Raw genomic sequence first — 16,969 nt, 5'->3', positions numbered from 1 at the left:
GGACAAATCTTTAGCATCCAGATACACCATCACGGTTTGGGTGACGATGAAACAGCCACAATGCTACGGATTAGAATTTAGCGTCCATTGCGGAGTGCATGAGGTTACTTGTAAAATGTCAGTCACAGGAACTATCAACGACCGCTTTAGTACGACACTAGACACCGGCAATCTACATATTTTCGGATCAATTTATATCTCTTCCTAATTGCTCACGAAGATTTTTTTCCTGCAACGCCCAGATACTTTCTGCACGAAAGTCAGAACGCACGCGTTCCTGCGCACGCAGCCCCAAATCGCGTCTCAACGCTGAATCTTTTACAAGAACATTGATAGCTTGAGCGAGAGCAACAGCATTATCTGTAGGAAAAATAATACCTGTGGACCCGTCCTCGACTGAGTCCACAACGCCGGTCGCGTCTGAAACAATCGCAGGAACTCCCATGGCAGCTGCTTCAAGTACGACGTTTGGAAACCCTTCTCGGCGGCTTGGTAAGCACAGGATGTCCGTGGCGTTGACATATGGTCGCGTGTCATGAACTTCGCCTACCCAGTGTATGGGACCCAATCGTGCTGCCTGATCAATTCTGTCTACTGCTCGCTGGCTTTCCTTCGTTCCAATCATTAGTACATTGACTTTTGTGCCGAATTTAAAGCATATCTCTAAGGCCACCGCTAAGGTATCTATTCCCTTATCGTCATGTATGCGACCAATGAATGCGAGCGTCTTTGACGATGGGTCCTTCTCTAAAAATGCTTGTGTGGCGGCATCAACTTCGCCAAATACTGCCTGGTCAGAGAATTTTACGATGTCCACTCCATGGGATGATCCCTTTCCGAGGACGAGAGGTCTCAGTCCCTTTGCAAGACGAAGTGTTCCAACAAGAGCAGCAAGGCTCTCGCTGTTTGCGACAACTTGTGTTGATGAGCGTAGCGTTATCATTTCAGTGAACATTAGTAATCGTCTCTTCAGCCCGACTTCCGTTTCTAGGCGTAGTCCCCAGAGTTGGTACACCCGAGTTGGGACACGGCACAATACTGCGGCAACTCCGCCGATAAGACCAGCCTTTGGCGTAGCAGTAACGACGACGTCGGGGCGAATTAAATAGATTGCTCTTGTCATACGAATAAGACTCAGGAAATCCTTGATTGGTGACGGATCTCTTTCCATCTGAACGCTGACAGCGGTCGCATTTTCGTTTGCCGCAAATCCCTCAAGTCGGCCTGCAGATGCCGCTATCAACCAAACGCGCCAGCCGTTTTGCTCAAGAAAGGAAAGATAACCTTGATAGAAATTCAACGCGGTCGATTCCACAGTTACTACAAAACAAACGGATAATTTCGCTGGCACAGATCGCATTTTCTGTGTAGGCATAAGCTTGGTATCGCCTTCCTGGCTGTAAATTAGAGGTTGAGTTGTAACGCAAGACTTAGTAGCCTGCACCCTAAACCTGCCAGCGGACAAGCCTCTAATGGACCTATTGCCGGATTCTTCGAAATAAACTGACCATCCTTCGGTGCTATTGGGAAATGACGACTTCGGAGGCATTCGCGGAAATACTAATCAAGGAGCGCTGTTCAACGCAGACACCGACTCGCACAGTCCAGAATGAAATATTTACGAGGAATTTTCGCGATGATTGCATCACAATTTTGTTTAAGTATTTTTATCATTTTCACTTGACCGGCACTAATTTTCAGGCGAGGATACAGCCGCTTCAAATCAATGTCGTGAATGAAATGATGAAAATTTTGGTGCAGGAATTACTATTGACAACAAATCCTGCCCTAAGCCCAAGCTGACGCCAAATTCAAATTGACGGCCTAGAAATGATCGTTCCCTGCTAGATCTTCCCGGAGGACACTCATCTGCTGAAACCCTATTCTCCAACCGAGCCTCGTTTCGTTTTGGAAATAAATGAGGGACCAATTCGGTTCATTGATTCCGGCATAAGATCGGGCACTTCGAATTCAGCATCGACATCAGTCTCCGCCTGGGCATGAAGCCCTCCCGCTCGACGCACGCGGATGGTCTTCCAGCCGAGTGCTCGTGCCGCAACAAAGTCCTTCTTCGGATTGTCGCCGATATACACGCATTCCACACCGGGAACATTTGCCCATTCTTGAAGGACTTCAAACGCTGTGAGAGCCGGCTTGGCCCATCCCTTGCCATGCTCATCCGTCACGATGATTCGCTGGATGTAGTGGTCTAGGTCGAGAATGCGCACCTTGGCACGTTGGCTCTTCGCGGGCCCGTCTGTCACGAGGGCGGTTTGATAGTTACTTTGACAATCGCGCAGAAAGGTGAGGGAATCTGTCAGCAATTCGATTTTCGGTTCATGATTACGGTAGGTTTCCACGCACCGCTGGACAATGTCGTTCGGCAGCGCTTGACGCTCGGGCCCCAGAACGGAATCAAAGATGTCGCCGCGCTCACCAAGCTGAAAGCGATTCCATGCGGGGTCGAAAAAAGTCGTTAAATTGTAGTCTCGCGCGAGCATCTCCCCAACGGCACGAAAACCGCTTTCGACATACGTACGTTCCAAAAAGAGCGTGTCATCCATGTCAAAAACGACGAGTTTTATTTCCATGGATTTAGCGCAAACTGCGGGTCTAAGTAGAAGGCCGCATCGTCGTAACGAAGCATGACTGTTCCCGGACGCCACTCTACTGATGAAGTGTTGTCAGTCCTGCTCCGGCACATGGCACCAATGAGGTCGCCTCCGGACGCATGGCTCAATGGGTATCCTCCGCCGAATCGTGGATTAATCTCTAAGATCTGAACGGATCTACTTACTGGGTCGAAAATTACCTGGACGTTCAACACACCGTAAGCACCAGGCAGGGCCGTCACGACATCACGAACGAGTGACTCAATCTCTGGAACGTGGATTGTGACGCCTTTTGACACTTCACCTGCGCGCACTTCTAATCGACGTCGAGGAATGGTCGCTAGGACCCTTCCGCGCTCATCGACGGCAATATCAACGGTCACTTCGATGCCCGGGGCAAATCGCTGAATAATATAGTCGTTGGTCAGCAAGTCGAAGTCTAGATCGAACGAGTCCTTAGCAAGGATGACGCCAACCGACGACGATCCGGATCGAGGTTTGGCGACAATCTTTCCGTCGAAGGAAGAACGCCGAGCTTGGATAATTTCCTGCGTATCAATAGTGGGAAACCCGTTACTGACCATCCATTGGAACATTTTCCACTTGTCCCAACCGAGTTCGGCTACCTCGGGGCTGGATACCCAAACGTCGATTCCGCGTCTGCGGAAAAGCTCCGTCGAACTCGAATAGACCGCGATCTCGGGGTCGATGGTGGGGATAATCACCTCGGAACCATGCTTCATTCCGATTCGAAGCGTTTCCTGAATGAAGTGAGCAGAATCGATTCGAGGCACAACCTCGAATTCATCCGCCAACCGGCCTGCCGCGGAGAATGCCGATGCATCCGTTACGACTACTCTCGCTCCTGCATCATGAAGGAGTTCTACGAGTGCTCCCCGACGCCCACCACTAGACACCAGCCAATTATTTGGATGCATTCTGAACCCCTTGCTCGAATTCAGGCATTGCCACATTTCCTTCGGCAGTCACTCCCTCTCGAAGCAGCACTGCTTTCAAGGTTCGAAGAACGATTGACGCGTCGAGGGCGCAGGAACGATGATCGACATATTCGACGTCTAACTCAAACTTTTGCGACCACGATAAGGCATTTCTGCCGCTGACCTGCGCCAGTCCAGTCATGCCGGGCCGCACCTCGTGTCTGCGGTTTTCTGACGGTGAATACCGCTTCAGATATCGCACCAACAGGGGACGTGGGCCGACAACGCTCATGTCGCCTTTGATGACGTTAAACAGGGTCGGTAGTTCGTCCAGGCTCGTTGACCTCAGGATTCGACCAAATCTTGTTAGTCGTTCGTCGTCACTGACGAGCCCTTGGGACACCGACACGTCACGCATGGTTCGAAACTTTCGGAGCATGAAGATTTGACCGTGCAATCCCGGTCGATCTTGTTTGAACAGAACGGGGCGACCGAGCTGTGCTGCGACAGCGCCCGCGACCACGAGCTGAAGTGGGGCAGATGCGATCAGAACAACTGAAGCACCAACTATGTCGAGTACTCGCTTGGCTACGTCGTATCTGCGCTGCTGTTGTAAGCGCGTCATACTCGACTCAATATCGAGTCGTTAATCTGACTGAGTACACGTTCGACCTCATCGGGCGCCAACGCTGAACCGCTGGGAAGCGTTAGCCCAGTGTGGAAGAACCGTTCCGCTGTGCCGTTAGACGCGCCCCGCGCACCTCTAAAGATGGGTTGCAGATGCATGGGGTTCCACAGCGGGCGACTTTCGATGTTGTCGAGCAGAAGATGCGCGCTGAGCTCGGCGGCCGTCCAGCCGGAGACTGCCGAATCCACCACAATGGACGTCAACCAGAAGTTGTCATTCTCGTCGTTTTCGCCGCCGAAGATCTCGACCCCGGGAACATCGGCGAAGAGCTCGCGGTAGGTCTCACGCATGGCACGCCGACGCGCAATCATGGCATCAAGGCGGGTGAGCTGAGCCCGACCAAGGGCGGCAAGCAGGTTGCTCAGGCGGTAGTTGTAGCCGATGTCGGTGTGCTCGTAGTGCGTGACCGGCTGACGGGCCTGCGTGGCGAGGTACCGGGTGTGGGTCGCGAGATCCGCATCATCCGTTAGCAGCATGCCGCCCCCGGACGTGGTCATGATCTTGTTGCCGTTGAACGAAAGGATGGAAGCCTTGCCGAAGGAGCCGGCCGCCTGACCGTTGTGACTCGCGCCGAGTGACTCGGCGGCATCCGCCAGCACCGGAATGCCGTATTCGTCGGCGATGGCGCAGATGGCCGTGTAGTTGACCGCCTTGCCGAGCAAGTCGACGGACACGATGGCGGCGACCGTCTCGCCGCCGCGGTAGAGCTGTTCGAGGGCCTCTCGCAGAAGCACTGGGTCCATATTGCCGGTGGCCAGTTCACAGTCGATGAAGTACGGCTCGGCGCCGGTGTAGACGATGGCGTTCGCGGTGGCGGCGAAGGTCATCGTTGCGGTGACGACGATGTCGCCGGGGCCCACGCCGAGGCCGAGCAGGCCCAGGTGCAGCGCGGCCGTTCCCGAGCTGAGGGCCACAGCGTGCGTGACACCGACTCGCGCGGCCATCTCGGCTTCGAAGGCGTCGACGTCGGGGCCGAGCGGTGCTATCCAGCCGGAGCGCATGGCGGCCAAAACGTATTGTTCTTCGAGTTCGCCGACGTCCGGCGACGACATATAGATGCGCTTATTCATGACTTACGCTCTCTCGGTGTAGCTGTGCGGGAGCGGGGTGTGCGTGCTTGCGATGCCAGGCTTGTTCGTCGAGATGAGCGGGAGCGATCGGCGACACCTTGGTGTGCGAAATCTTGGGGTGAAGCGGACGTTCGTCACTTTCGCCCAGGCCCACGAGTTCTTCGTGCAGCTTCTCGCCCGGTCGCAGGCCGGTGTAGACGATCTCAATGGTCTTGCCGGACTGGGCGATCATGCGCTCGGCGATGTCGAGAATGCGCACCGGCTCCCCCATGTCGAGAATGAGCACCTCGCCGGGGCTGCCGATGCCCCCGGCCTGCACGACGAGCTGGCAGGCCTCGGGGATGGTCATGAAGAAGCGGGTGACGTCGGGGTCGGTGATGGTGAGCGGTCCGCCGGCCTCGATGAGGGCGGTGAAGGTGGGCAGCATCGACCCGCGGCTGCCAATGACGTTGCCGAAGCGCACCGAAATGTAGTCGTGCCCGGTCTGTTGTGCCGCATAGGCGGTGAGCTGTTCCCCGGCCCGTTTGGAGTGGCCGAGCACGCTCGTGGGGTTGGCCGCTTTGTCGGTAGAGATATTGACGAACGTCTCCACCCCCACACTCTGGGCCGCGTCGAGCACGTTGCGGGTGCCGAGCACGTTGGTCTTCCAGGCTTCCTCGGGGTACTGCTCGAGCATCGGCAGGTGTTTGAGTGCGGCGGCGTGAAACACGACGTCGGGGCGGCGTTCGGTGAAGATCGCCGTGAGGGCGTCGAGGTCGCGAATATCGGCGAGCACCACGTCTTTGGTGTCGAGCAGCCCGTGCCCGAGAATGGAGATTTGCGTGGTCTGCAGGCCCGTCTCGTCGCGATCAAGCATGATGAGTTCGCTGGGCCCGAACTTGTGGATCTGCCGGCAGAGCTCGGCGCCGATCGACCCGCCAGCACCGGTGACCATCACACGCTTACCAGCGATGTAGCCGGCGATGGAGGCCATTTGGGTGTCGACCGGCTGGCGGCCGATGAGGTCTTCGATGGCGAGGTCGCGCAGGTCGTTGAGGCGCACCTTGCCCTGAAGGACCTCGTCGAGGGTGGGGAACACTTTTACGCGCAGGCCGGCGGCATCCGCTTTGTCGGAGATGTCGCGGAGCAGTGCGGCGTTGACCCGGGCGATAGCCACGATGAGCACGGTGGCGTGGGTGGCCTTGGCGACTCGTGCGAGGTCGGCGCCGGTGCCGAGCACCCGTACTCCGTGCAGCCATGCGTTGCTGTTATCGGGGTTGTCGTCGATGATGCCGACTGCCCGGAAGGAGGACTGGGCATCGGTTTTCATGCGACGCACGATGGAATTTCCGAGGTAGCCGGCACCGTAGATGAGCGTGTTGCTGGCATCGTGGGCCGGGGTGATGGACCCCTCGACAAGCAGGCGTTTGTAGTAGCGCACACCACCCATGTAGATGAAGGCCATCGGAAGGGCGATGATGACGGTGCTGCGGGGGATATCCACAGTGCCACCGAGGACGATGATGGGGACACCGAGAACGAGGGCAACGAGCAGCACCGACCAGAGCAGGGAACGCACCTCGGCGAAGCTGCCGTAGGGGTGGCGCCCGCGGTAGAGGTGATACAGCGACCCGATGATCAGTTGCAGAACGATGGCGGCGGCGCAGAGCGCCAGTAGTGGGCGCCAGCTGATGAGTTCTACGTGGAACTCGTAGCGGAAGGCCTGCGCGAGGACGAGGGCAAGCGCCCAGGACGCGGCGTCGAAGCCGAATTGGGCGCCGAAACGCACGAGGGGTGCGGATTTGTGCAGGTCTTTGAGCGCACTCGTGGCGACCTCGTTTACTGACACGTTTTACTCCCCCAGAGTAACGATCGCTGCGCCCGGGGGCTCGTGATCTTCGTAGGAGATGAGTCTATCTGGTGTGGGAAAGTGGGTGTTAGGGGGGTAGACGCGGCGTCTGGTTCGTAGGTCTCGTGTTTCGTTGCACCCCGTTGATGGGGAGGATCCCGGGTCCGCCGTAAAGTTTGCGTACTCTAAGCTGCTTTCGTGCTAGACCTAACAAAAGTTGACGACCTAAAACGGATTCGAGTGACTTCGGGCCAATTCATTCGACCAACCTGGGACGACTCGACCGATTGTCTGAGCAACCGCTATCCCACCGGGCATACAATCCACCCGTTTGTTGCAGGCCAGACATTCATCGCGCTGGATGGGTGCTCGGGGGGCGCTTGTAACGCCGGCCATCTCCTGCCTGCTCAAGTCGAGTGGCGTGCGACGTCAAGGAAGTGCAAATGCGGCTCTTCTGAGTCGCGAACGAACGTCGGCGTTATCGCGAGCGATGCGGGCTTAGTTCGCGATTCAGGCATGCTCTTTGAGCGAGACTGGTGGCATGCGACGTTTAGTCCGCCGACTGAGTTGTTTGCAGCACGCGCCACTTTCGCGTTACACGTGGGCACGGAGTTTGCGGCTGAGATTCGCGCACGCGCCTTGTTTGACGACTCGCGAGTTACAGCTGAAGAGGTAGAAGTTTTTACGTACCGATTGCGTCTTCAGCGTGGAACACCCGTGGCCAATGACATCTTCATAGACAGCCCGTTAGACGACCCCGAGCATCGGCTAGCGATCCTCGCCGCTGGCCATGGTGTCGCGAGGTATCTCAACCGGCGAGAGGATGTCGGGTCCATTTCTCTTGTCGGGGATGTCGGCAACTTCACCCGGGTCGGAGAATCGCGGCAGCTTGTGTTGAACCCGTACTCCGAAAAAGCTACCCTTCGGCGGAGGGCGCCCGCGGTATCTGCTTAGAGGATGTTGAAGGGTGTCCACTCACCGCGCAGCCACACTTCCAGCTCGTGAGCGGCGAGCGAGGTCGCTCACTCCTGCCGGCCGAGCTCGCAGCCGGTCAGCCACTCGTTGACGTGGCTGAGATTACGACAAAAACCCCGCCACCTCGTGAGAGGCGCGGGGCTTCTAAGGTGAGCGCTAAGCGAATTCGCGGATGCGGGCGCTAGGCCGCCAGACGGTTTCGTCGGCGGGAGACTGAAGGCCGCTCTCGCTACGCGCTTTGTTGATCGCATCTGAACAGACGCCGATTACGAGACTCTGAGCTTCCATCCCTTCGGGAACGGAAACGCCGAGCAGCAGTGAAAGGCTGCCGTTGCGCTCATTGACCGCTGCGTCGATGCTGACAATGGCGAAGTTCTTGGAGAGCGAAAGGTAGATGTCATCCACCTTTTCTTCTAGTTCAGTTACGTCTGTTGGAATCGCGATTGCAAATTCAAGTCCAAATGTGGACATTTTCTAACCCTCCGTTTCTAATGATTTTCCCGAGGCTACTAGTGCAAGCGGTGTGTGGTCACGGTAGAAGTCGAGTTTGTGTCCGTTCAACGGGTGCATTAAATCAATCGTGATCTGCCTCGGACGATGCTCCTCGGGCCAATATCGAATGCCGCGACCGTTGATAAGTTTTCGCGGCTGCCACCCTCCCGCTTCGAGCTCGCACAGAAGTGTAACGATGCTCGGGTGAGGTTCTCTTCCTTGGGGAAGAAGCGCCCTGAACTGTTCGCTACTCATTTGACGAATATGACATGTACGCCTCAAGCCCCGTTCGTGCCCATTTCGGGGAAGCGCTGTCGCGGGGACAAGGCGATTTGTGGCCTTCCGAGGCGTAGAGCATCGACCCTGTCATCGTTGAGTTTGAGTTCGCAGGGTAGGTAATGGGCAGCTTCGCTCGACCAGCGGTTCGGGGAACGATGTACTGGCGGGCGGCATCCGCTTGCGTCGAGTGGCGGACTGTCAAGGAAAATTGAACAGTCTCGCCCAGTTTGTTGTGTTTAGTCGCCGGTCTCGAGACGCCGGCGAACGGCGTGCCGGCTCCTCGACCAGCGGGGCGGCCACGAGGCGCTGCTCGTCGCGCGCGCTGTTAGGGCTGACGCAGAATAAATGCGGCCATGCCCGGCACTGTGAAGGCAACGACGCCGTGCTCCGGTGCGTAGATCAGTCCCTTAGATATCAGGTTGGCACGACTTGGACCGAGACTTGCTGGCGAACGGCGCATCCGCGCAGCGATTTCTCCAGACGAACTCCCGGTATCGCCATCGTCGGCCATAGCGCGCATATAGTTTTGCTCACCGCGAGTGGCGCGGTCCCAGCGTGCACGAAAGAAGCCACTGTCGAGGGACGCCTTTCCCTTCGCCGCACCCACGCGGGCGTCGGTGTAAGTGATTGCAGGCCCCGTTGATGCGTTCCATGTATCCTGACCAAATTGCTGAAGAAAATAGGGATACCCGCCACTTTCTTCAACGAGCAACGCCACCGCTGATTCTTGCCACGCGACGCCTTCGCCGGCTGCAGGCTTGGTCAACGCGTCAGCGGCGATGGTGCCGCTCAAGGCCTCGATTTTCTCGTAGTTGAAGCGTTCGGCGTACGATTTCGCCTCAGCTAGTACGCGGGGAAGACTGGGGAGCCCTGCCAGCGCAAAGAGCACCCTCCAGTCATTTTGAGCGGCCGTGTGCGCTATCGCACAGACAGCGACTAACTCGGCAGCAGACAGGTCCTGGGCCTCGTCGATGAGGATGGCGAGTCCGGTCTCTTCCTCCTCGGCCGCCGCGACAAGGTCTTGGACGAGTTTGCGCAGATCGGTCTCAAAGACCCCCGTATCGGCACCACCGCCGGAAACGCCAGACAGGTCGACGCCAAACTGCCACGTACCATTCGAATCGTAGGACGCTTTAAAGCTGACGCCTCATGTCTAGTGAAATCTAGCTGACTCTACTTAAAAACTAGAGTTACTTAGATTTTACTAGATATCTTGATTTGGGGTGCTCGTTGTGGAATGACAGCGTCTCAAGTGACCGGCGGCGGCATCCGCTTGTATTGAACTGCGGATGGCTTGACCGGCTCGAACGCTCCTCGCCCAGAGTGACAGATAAACCACCTTTGACGGGTACAGCACTGGCGCAAATTGCCGGCGCTGGTGTCAGTAGTGGAGGCGGCACTGCCAGACAATGAGCTGGGCGTCGTCGAAGGAGTAGACAAGACGGTGCTCCTGGGTAATGCGCCGCAACCAGGGCGCGCCATCGTGATACTTGAGTTGCTCGGGCTTTCCGATGCCCGACACGGGATCTCGACGCGCGGCGGTGATGAGCGTGTCGACGCGTTTCAGTGTGGCGCGGTCAGTTTGAACCCAGTACTGGTAGTCATCCCAGCCGTCGTTGGTGAACGCGAGGGCGAGCACTACAGCGTCTCGGTGTCATCCACCAGGTCGTGCGGGGTGGCCAACAGTTTGCGTTGGTCGTATTGCGGTTTCGGCGAGTTCGACCAACGGGATGCCGTTCGTCGTCAGCTCGCGTAGTTATTTGCCAAATCAGCTTTGGGGGCCAGACGCGGCGGTGAGCATGCGATACGTTGACTCTCAAAACTCCGAAGGGCGGATCGTATGAATTCGGAACTTCGTTCTGTTCAAAGTTGCGAGCCACTGACCTATGACTTCAGCACCGACTACGCGTGGAACCCCTCGCTATCTCGGTTCGCTCGGACGTACCTGCCGTATCGGGACTTTTCGCGACCACACGAGATTGAGTTCTACCTCGATGATTTGGACCGGCGCTTCGAGAAATATCTGTCACGCGAGCACGCGGCCGGCCGGCGTCCAGCATTCACCCGGTCGATTCCTTCCTTTGCCAGCCAGTACCACCGGGCGAATTTAGTCTGGCAACGGCTGGAGAGTTATTCCACCCGGCCCGAGCTGTACAACGTGGAACTGAACCAGGTCAGCGTCGTTGAGATTGCAGACGATGATCCCCTTCCCGTGCTATTCCCCAGCGGTATGGATAAGCCCGCACCCGTGCCGGGGTCGCGATATGTCGTGTCCACGGTTTTAGACTTCGGCGAGACGCTTCCGCCGCTGTTCAAATCATCGACGAAGCCGCTTGCGAAAGCACGCCAGTACGATTTCAAACTGTCTGTTTTGGGCGAGTCGGCCAATATTGGCATCTCGTGCCAGATCGTCAACAGCGACGCGGCGCGGCGTTTCGACAGTGAAGCGGGTGACAACCTCGACAGCTCAGGTGCATTTCTTCCTGTGCTGGATCCACGAGAGTTCAGTTATGAGCGATTCATGGGCACGTCTGCCAACCTTGGACCCTTGTTAGTGGAGGGAATCGGGCCGATGCCAAAACTCGTGCAGGAATTTCTCCGGGTGCGAGGCTCTGCCGACCTACGCACGATCAACCTCGATCTAGTGCTCAACTTTGCGAACATGCACATCGACGACAGCCGATTCATCCGGTTTCTGAACGGTGTCGCGCACTTCGACGATTGGATTCACGGGGCGCTGTAGGCCGGCTGAACAGGGATGAAGCGGCCGACGCGGAGTGTCGGACCCGCCGGGCGGCGGCATCCGTCATCGGCCCGTGCCTGCATACCTATATTGTTCGAGTAGGTGTTTGACGCGGCGATTTGTTGTGGCCATTCCACACCACGGATTTTTCGACGTCGAACGAAACTGGACACTGAATCGTCATGATCTTTTTCAAAGCACGGGTTCTGCTCTGGCCTCTCTTGTTGCTCGCCGTGCTGGTTGTCGCGGGAATGGGGGCCTCTTTTGCATTCGGTGGACTGAACGCTCTCGCTCTCACCTCGATGTTCAGCAGCAGCTCGACCGAACGCGATTCGCAGGTGGTTCAGTCCGTGACGCGCGTGCAGGAAGTTGCCTTGCTCAGCCTGCACATCGAAGGTGTCTCGAAGCACGAAGGTAACGGGGAGATTTTCGGCGTGGCCGTGCCCGCCAGCGAGAAGACGACTCTGATCCAGTACGCCTTCGACGCAAAATTGGGCATCGATGGTTCACTGGTGAAGATCGAATCCACCGGCTCAAAATCGTTTCGCGTGAACATCCCTGAATTCATCGGCATGGGCTTTGACGATCCCGTGTTCGCAGACCCGCTCGAGAGCAACAACGCGCTGAGCTGGCTGACACCGGCGGCCGTTCAAACTCGCATGATCAACAACATTCTCAGCGAGGAGAACAAGCAGGAATACATCACGCTGAACGAGGCCGCGCTGCAGGCGCAGGCCGAGGCGTTCTACTCGGGGATCATCGAGAGCATCGACCCTGAGGTCAGTATTGAGTTTGAGTTCGCGAAGTAGATGACTGCTCGCCGAGTCCCAAGATCGTGAGGCCAGAGACGGTCATGCGGCGCTGGTTCGCGCCGACGCGGTCGAGAACTTCGCGATGTCTTGCACGCCATCGTGCTCGGCCGGAGCCCACCCGCACACGATGTGGCACGCCGCCATCACGGCTGCGCTCGACGCCGGCGCGACACTCCGCGACGCCCCAAATATTCGCCCGATACAGCGACCCACGAATGCGGAACCGGGGCGATTCGTGGGCGCGTGCTGGTGGCGGGCGCGGCGGCATCCGCTTTCGTGTTGCGACTCGGGCTTCTCAGCTCGCGGGCGGGTCGTTTGGCGGGCGGACAGCGTGCAGGTGCGACGGGCGACCCCGCGGGCTGCGGGCGGGCGGCTGCACCTCGGGGATCGGCGGCACCAGCGTGAGCGGCGCAGGGATGACCTCGGGCTCAACAAGCTCCTGCTCGCGCAGAATTCGCTTGATACCGGCCTCGGCCCGCTCCTTGTTGGCCTGCATGGACTTGACGTGGATGAGCCAGACCAGCTCGTTGCACCGCGGGTCGGCGCACTCGAAGCGCAGAACGGGGCCCCAGCGCGTCATGCGGCGGGGCTGCAAGCAGCGGTAGCACTGCGGCCGGCCCATGATGATGAGCAGTTCGGGGTGCATCATCTCGGCCCAGGTGGGATGAAACCGTTTGGTGCAGAAATCATTGGCGCAGGCCCACTCAAAGCCGTAACCGTGGGTGATCTCTTCGAGGGGCAGCTCGCACTCTTCGCAGGTGGGCGGGTCGCCCTTGCGTCGCTTGCGCTGTACTGGTTTGCCGAAATGAGCATCCGTCATGGGGTGAGGGTAGTGATACAAGGCGGGTTTGGGTAGGGGTTGCTTCGGGCGGGCTGACGTGCTTTTGGCTTTTTCTGGCTTTGGAGCGACGGATCACCCGGCACCCGGTCGCCGGATTCGCGGCGCCGCGCCGGCTCCCGTGAAAACGCTGCCGAGCGGCGTTCGACTCACGAGATATGCGAGCGACCACGACACCAGCAGAACAATCACGAACTGAAGAACCGAGGGTAAGTCCCCGGCAATTATGCTCAGCGCCAAAATGAACGCACTGTGCGTGAACACAACCGCGAGCCCGATCGTTGCGGCGCCGGTGACGAACCGGGCGGCGCGCGGGATGGTGGCGGCAAACATCCGTTCAAGCAGAAGCACGAGACCCGCAGAAATGGCACTGGCAACCACGACGCTGATCACGGGCGTGCCGAAGTCACCCTGCTTCATGTCTAACGGCTGCGCGAGGCCGGTCACGACGAGGGCGGCTGAGCCGGCCACAAGTGCGACGGCGACCCATTTTTTGAGCTTCGGGGCGATGCGGCGAAAAAGCATGCCAGCGAGAATGAAGATCATGGCCGGCACGGCGACGCCCAACGAGAAGGGGACGGCGGTCAGCGCATCGGGGGCGAGGTAGGCCACGGCCAGCCCGGCGTTGGCTATCGCCCAGGGCAGCCAGACGGGAAAGCGTTGCAGTGCGCGCAGCAGCAGGCAGGCACCGAAGAGCGCGGTGACGAACCAGAACGCGAAAAAAGGTGCGCCCATGTACGAGCCGCCGAGCAAGACGTTGCCCACGTGCAGAGTCTGCGCGTTTGCCCACAGGTAGGCGCCATAGACGGCGCCGATGAGCAGCAGCCACGCGCCGTAGGGCACGAGCAGGGTGCGTACCCGCTTGCCGAATTCGACGCCCAGCGACCGATCGTGGGCCCAGAGGTATCCGCTGAGAAAGAAGAACACGGGCACGTGCCAGGTGTACAGACCCATGCGGGCGAGGTCATTGCTTCTGTCCGACCAGACGTGCCCGGCGACGATGGCAACAATGCCGAGAACGCGCAGGCCATCGATGGCGGCCGAGCGTTTTCGGGTACTGCCCACGGGATGAAGCCTAGAACGCTCTGGCTCGGGCCGCTGAATATGTACGGTGTGCCGTGCTCGCACCTGCGCGGGTGTCGCGGCGTTGTGAGTGCGGGGCGTTCATAAGTGCGGAGCGTTCATAAGTGCGGATCGGGCAGCCGCGCCGCTACTGGCCGGAGATGGTGCGGGTGGCCCGGGGCCGGGTGCCCTCGATGAGCACGGCGTTCTTGCCATCAACGGACTCGGCCCAGGCCTGGGCGGCCTCGGGGCTGCGGCCGTGGCGCTCGTGCCGGTCGACCAGGCGGCGCAGGCGCTCGTTCTCGCTGGTCTCGCAGAACCAGGATTCGGTGAGCAGCGTGGAAATCTGCACCCACGGCTCGGAGTCGGCGAGCAGATAGTTGCCCTCGACCATCACCACCCGGGCGCTCGGCAGCACGGCGATCTCGGCGGCGATGCCCTCGTTAACGTTGCGGTTGAAGCTCGGCGCGTAGACGGTGTGGTCATCTTCGGTGAGCAGGCGGCGGAGCAGGGCCACGAACCCCCAGCCGTCGAAGGTGTCGATGGCTCCCTTGCGGTCGTGCCGGCCGAGGCGATCGAGGGTGGCGTTGGCCAGGTGAAAACCGTCCATGGGCAGGTGCACGGCGGTCTCGGTGCCGCCGAGCAGCTCGTTGATTTTGGCCGCCACGTTGATCGCGAGGGTGGTTTTACCCGCGCCGGGGCTGCCGGCGATTCCCACCAGGATGCGGCCCTGCTCAGGCATGAGATCGATGACGCGGCGGGCGAGGTTGGTGAGGTCTGCGGCCTCCGCAGACTGGGCTGATCGCGTTCGGTCGGCCGTGGGTTCTGGGTGGGTGAGTTGAGCGGATGCAGCGGGGCCGGGCGGGCGCACCGGGGCGGGCGGGGCATCCGCTTGCGTGGTTTGGGCAGCGGCGGGGTCATTGTTCGGCATGGGTCGACTCTAGGGCGCTGCCGAGGTAGCCGCGGTGCTTTTCGCCGATGTGCACGTAGCCGAGGCGGTCGCCCACTAGGTGCACCGGGACGCCGGTGTTTCGACACAAATCATGCGGCGTGTTGCATATTTACCGGCGATACGTGCGGGGCGGGCGGGGCATCCGCTCGCCCCACGGTCAGCCGAACAGAACCGCGGCCTCGTCGTAGCGGTTCTGCGGCACGGTTTTGAGCCGGCCGAGGGCTTGCTCGAAGCGCACCCGGGCTATCTCCGTACCCTTGAGCGCAACCATGGTGCCCCATGCCCCCTCGACCACCGAGTCGACGGCCGCCATGCCCAGCCGGGTGGCCAGCACTCGGTCGAAGGCGGACGGCACGCCGCCGCGCTGAATGTGACCGAGGATCGTGGCCCGGGTTTCGATGCCGGTGCGGGCTTCCAACTCGGGAGCCAGCAGGTCGGCGATCCCGCCAAGCCGGGGCCGGCCGTTAGTGTCGACCCCCCGCTCGGAGTGGGCGGAGTCCAGGTGATCAGGCACGAAGCCTTCGGCCACCACGACCAGCGGCGCGCGGCCCCGGGCATTGGCGTCTCTGACCCACTGGGTGATCTGCTCGATGCTGGTCTTCTGCTCGGGAATGAGAATGGCGTGGGCGCCGGCAGCCATGCCGGCGTGCAGCGCAATCCAGCCCACATGACGGCCCATCACCTCGGCGATGATGCAGCGATGGTGTGATTCGCCGGTGGTGCGCAGCCGGTCTATCGCCTCGGTGGCAATCTGCACGGCGGTGTCGAAGCCGAAAGTGTAGTCCGTGGCGTCGAGGTCGTTGTCTACGGTCTTGGGCACGCCGACGATGTTCAACCCGGCGTCGGTGAGACGCTTGGCCGCGGCCAGAGTTCCTTCACCGCCGATCGCGATGATCGCGTCAATGCCCAACCGCCGCATGTGCGCGCCAATGACCTCGGGGCCGCCGCCGTTGTCAAAGGGATTGGTGCGCGAGGTGCCGAGGATGGTGCCGCCCTGCTTGGCGATCCCGCGCACCAGGGTGCGGGGAATGTCGATGATGTCGCCTTCGACGACGCCGCGCCAGCCGTCGAGAAAACCCACGAATTCGTGACCGTGCACGGCGATACCTTTTAATACGGCACCGCGGATGACTGCGTTCAGCCCGGGGCAATCGCCACCGCTGGTGAGGATTCCAATTTTCATGTCTCGGCTCGAATCGTAGGGGACACGTCAGGCCCGGGGTGTGCCCGGGCCTGACGTGGCAGAGATCATGGGCTTAGGACGTGAAGATCACAAAGAACTTGCGGATTCGCTTCTGAATGTCCCAGGTGCCTTGCCAGCCAATGGGGAAGACGGCAGCGGTTCCGGCCTCCAGGGTGATCGGTGCTCCGCCGTCCTCGGTGACCACCATGCGGCCTTCCAATACGTGGATGGCCTCCCCACGCTCGAGGAACTCCCACCGGGACAGGCCGGGCCCGGCTTCCCAGATGCCCGACATGATGCGCGAGTCGTCGCTGACGTACGGAACGGACATGCGCACCGAGATGTCGTCACCGAGCACCTCGGCATACGGCTGGCCGAGGATGGATTCGTCGAGTTCCCCCGCGAAGAGCGCGGTGGGCTGGAAGGTTATGCTCATTTCAAATTACCTTTCTGATGCGGCTCGCCGACATGTTCGACGGGACGGGTGGTGGTGGCCG

At 59.5% G+C, this 16,969-nt stretch carries 16 protein-coding genes; 2 read left to right on the top strand and 14 right to left on the bottom strand.

Features of this window, described 5'->3' with window-relative positions; translation table 11 throughout:
* Positions 1–187: 187 nt before the first annotated feature.
* The 9 genes from E3O25_RS05410 to E3O25_RS05370 form a co-directional block, all read right to left on the bottom strand.
* On the bottom strand, positions 188–1,375 hold the full coding sequence (locus E3O25_RS05410; protein ID WP_166805975.1) for a glycosyltransferase family 4 protein: 1,188 nt from the start codon (positions 1,373–1,375) through the stop codon (positions 188–190).
* Positions 1,376–1,880: 505 nt separating this feature from the next.
* Entirely contained in the window at positions 1,881–2,591 is a 711-nt protein-coding gene (locus tag E3O25_RS05405; RefSeq protein ID WP_134360648.1) for an HAD family hydrolase, read from the bottom strand.
* Complete coding sequence (locus E3O25_RS05400) at positions 2,582–3,550, bottom strand: ATP-grasp domain-containing protein (RefSeq protein ID WP_166805974.1); 969 nt, start codon at positions 3,548–3,550, stop codon at positions 2,582–2,584. Before E3O25_RS05400 ends, E3O25_RS05405 begins: the two co-directional genes overlap by 10 nt.
* Entirely contained in the window at positions 3,537–4,175 is a 639-nt protein-coding gene (locus E3O25_RS05395; protein ID WP_134360646.1) for a sugar transferase, read from the bottom strand. The genes E3O25_RS05400 and E3O25_RS05395 overlap by 14 nt, the downstream gene beginning before the upstream one ends.
* Positions 4,172–5,308, bottom strand: a complete 1,137-nt coding sequence (locus tag E3O25_RS05390; RefSeq protein ID WP_134360645.1) for a DegT/DnrJ/EryC1/StrS aminotransferase family protein — start codon at positions 5,306–5,308, stop codon at positions 4,172–4,174. The genes E3O25_RS05395 and E3O25_RS05390 overlap by 4 nt, the downstream gene beginning before the upstream one ends.
* On the bottom strand, positions 5,301–7,136 hold the full coding sequence (locus E3O25_RS05385; RefSeq protein ID WP_241988506.1) for a nucleoside-diphosphate sugar epimerase/dehydratase: 1,836 nt from the start codon (positions 7,134–7,136) through the stop codon (positions 5,301–5,303). Before E3O25_RS05385 ends, E3O25_RS05390 begins: the two co-directional genes overlap by 8 nt.
* Before the next feature lie 1,131 nt (positions 7,137–8,267).
* Complete coding sequence (locus E3O25_RS05380) at positions 8,268–8,582, bottom strand: hypothetical protein (protein WP_134360644.1); 315 nt, start codon at positions 8,580–8,582, stop codon at positions 8,268–8,270.
* 625 nt (positions 8,583–9,207) lie between these two features.
* A complete protein-coding gene (locus tag E3O25_RS05375) occupies positions 9,208–9,771 on the bottom strand; it encodes a hypothetical protein (RefSeq protein WP_174721710.1) in 564 nt (187 codons plus the stop codon).
* Positions 9,772–10,263: 492 nt separating this feature from the next.
* Complete coding sequence (locus tag E3O25_RS05370; RefSeq protein ID WP_134360643.1) at positions 10,264–10,521, bottom strand: Txe/YoeB family addiction module toxin; 258 nt, start codon at positions 10,519–10,521, stop codon at positions 10,264–10,266.
* A 201-nt stretch (positions 10,522–10,722) separates the two neighbouring features.
* On the opposite strand from E3O25_RS05370, the gene E3O25_RS05365 reads away from it, so the two are divergent.
* Positions 10,723–11,625 carry a hypothetical protein gene (locus tag E3O25_RS05365; RefSeq protein WP_134360642.1) on the top strand — a complete coding sequence of 301 codons (903 nt, stop codon included), beginning with the start codon at positions 10,723–10,725 and terminating at the stop codon, positions 11,623–11,625.
* Between the two features lie 224 nt (positions 11,626–11,849).
* A complete protein-coding gene (locus tag E3O25_RS05360) occupies positions 11,850–12,434 on the top strand; it encodes a hypothetical protein (RefSeq protein ID WP_134360641.1) in 585 nt (194 codons plus the stop codon).
* Between the two features lie 298 nt (positions 12,435–12,732).
* On the opposite strand, the gene E3O25_RS05355 is transcribed toward E3O25_RS05360, so the two are convergent.
* From E3O25_RS05355 to E3O25_RS05335, 5 genes are all read right to left on the bottom strand, one after another.
* On the bottom strand, positions 12,733–13,257 hold the full coding sequence (locus E3O25_RS05355) for a hypothetical protein (protein ID WP_134360640.1): 525 nt from the start codon (positions 13,255–13,257) through the stop codon (positions 12,733–12,735).
* Between the two features lie 93 nt (positions 13,258–13,350).
* Complete coding sequence (locus E3O25_RS05350) at positions 13,351–14,340, bottom strand: acyltransferase family protein (protein ID WP_166805973.1); 990 nt, start codon at positions 14,338–14,340, stop codon at positions 13,351–13,353.
* A gap of 145 nt (positions 14,341–14,485) precedes the next feature.
* Positions 14,486–15,268 carry a nucleoside/nucleotide kinase family protein gene (locus E3O25_RS05345; RefSeq protein ID WP_134360638.1) on the bottom strand — a complete coding sequence of 261 codons (783 nt, stop codon included), beginning with the start codon at positions 15,266–15,268 and terminating at the stop codon, positions 14,486–14,488.
* A gap of 178 nt (positions 15,269–15,446) precedes the next feature.
* The gene (locus E3O25_RS05340) at positions 15,447–16,472 is read right to left on the bottom strand and encodes an ATP-dependent 6-phosphofructokinase (protein ID WP_134360637.1); all 1,026 of its coding nucleotides are present in this window, start codon (positions 16,470–16,472) and stop codon (positions 15,447–15,449) included.
* 73 nt (positions 16,473–16,545) lie between these two features.
* A complete protein-coding gene (locus E3O25_RS05335) occupies positions 16,546–16,908 on the bottom strand; it encodes a cupin domain-containing protein (RefSeq protein ID WP_092112536.1) in 363 nt (120 codons plus the stop codon).
* Positions 16,909–16,969 lie beyond the last annotated feature (61 nt).

Source organism: Cryobacterium sp. TMT1-3, from assembly GCF_004402315.1.
GTDB lineage: Bacteria > Actinomycetota > Actinomycetes > Actinomycetales > Microbacteriaceae > Cryobacterium > Cryobacterium luteum.
This window is presented reverse-complemented; position numbering and strand designations above follow the sequence as displayed.

What these genes read in the sequence shown, in the direction of transcription:
- E3O25_RS05410 (WP_166805975.1), bottom strand. Translation starts at nt 1,375, where the DNA reads ATGCCTACACAGAAAATGCGATCTGTGCCAGCGAAATTATCCGTTTGT.
- E3O25_RS05405 (WP_134360648.1), bottom strand. Translation starts at nt 2,591, where the DNA reads ATGGAAATAAAACTCGTCGTTTTTGACATGGATGACACGCTCTTTTTG.
- E3O25_RS05400 (WP_166805974.1), bottom strand. Translation starts at nt 3,550, where the DNA reads ATGCATCCAAATAATTGGCTGGTGTCTAGTGGTGGGCGTCGGGGAGCA.
- E3O25_RS05395 (WP_134360646.1), bottom strand. Translation starts at nt 4,175, where the DNA reads ATGACGCGCTTACAACAGCAGCGCAGATACGACGTAGCCAAGCGAGTA.
- E3O25_RS05390 (WP_134360645.1), bottom strand. Translation starts at nt 5,308, where the DNA reads ATGAATAAGCGCATCTATATGTCGTCGCCGGACGTCGGCGAACTCGAA.
- E3O25_RS05380 (WP_134360644.1), bottom strand. Translation starts at nt 8,582, where the DNA reads ATGTCCACATTTGGACTTGAATTTGCAATCGCGATTCCAACAGACGTA.
- E3O25_RS05365 (WP_134360642.1), top strand. Translation starts at nt 10,723, where the DNA reads ATGAATTCGGAACTTCGTTCTGTTCAAAGTTGCGAGCCACTGACCTAT.
- E3O25_RS05355 (WP_134360640.1), bottom strand. Translation starts at nt 13,257, where the DNA reads ATGACGGATGCTCATTTCGGCAAACCAGTACAGCGCAAGCGACGCAAG.
- E3O25_RS05345 (WP_134360638.1), bottom strand. Translation starts at nt 15,268, where the DNA reads ATGCCGAACAATGACCCCGCCGCTGCCCAAACCACGCAAGCGGATGCC.
- E3O25_RS05340 (WP_134360637.1), bottom strand. Translation starts at nt 16,472, where the DNA reads ATGAAAATTGGAATCCTCACCAGCGGTGGCGATTGCCCCGGGCTGAAC.
- E3O25_RS05335 (WP_092112536.1), bottom strand. Translation starts at nt 16,908, where the DNA reads ATGAGCATAACCTTCCAGCCCACCGCGCTCTTCGCGGGGGAACTCGAC.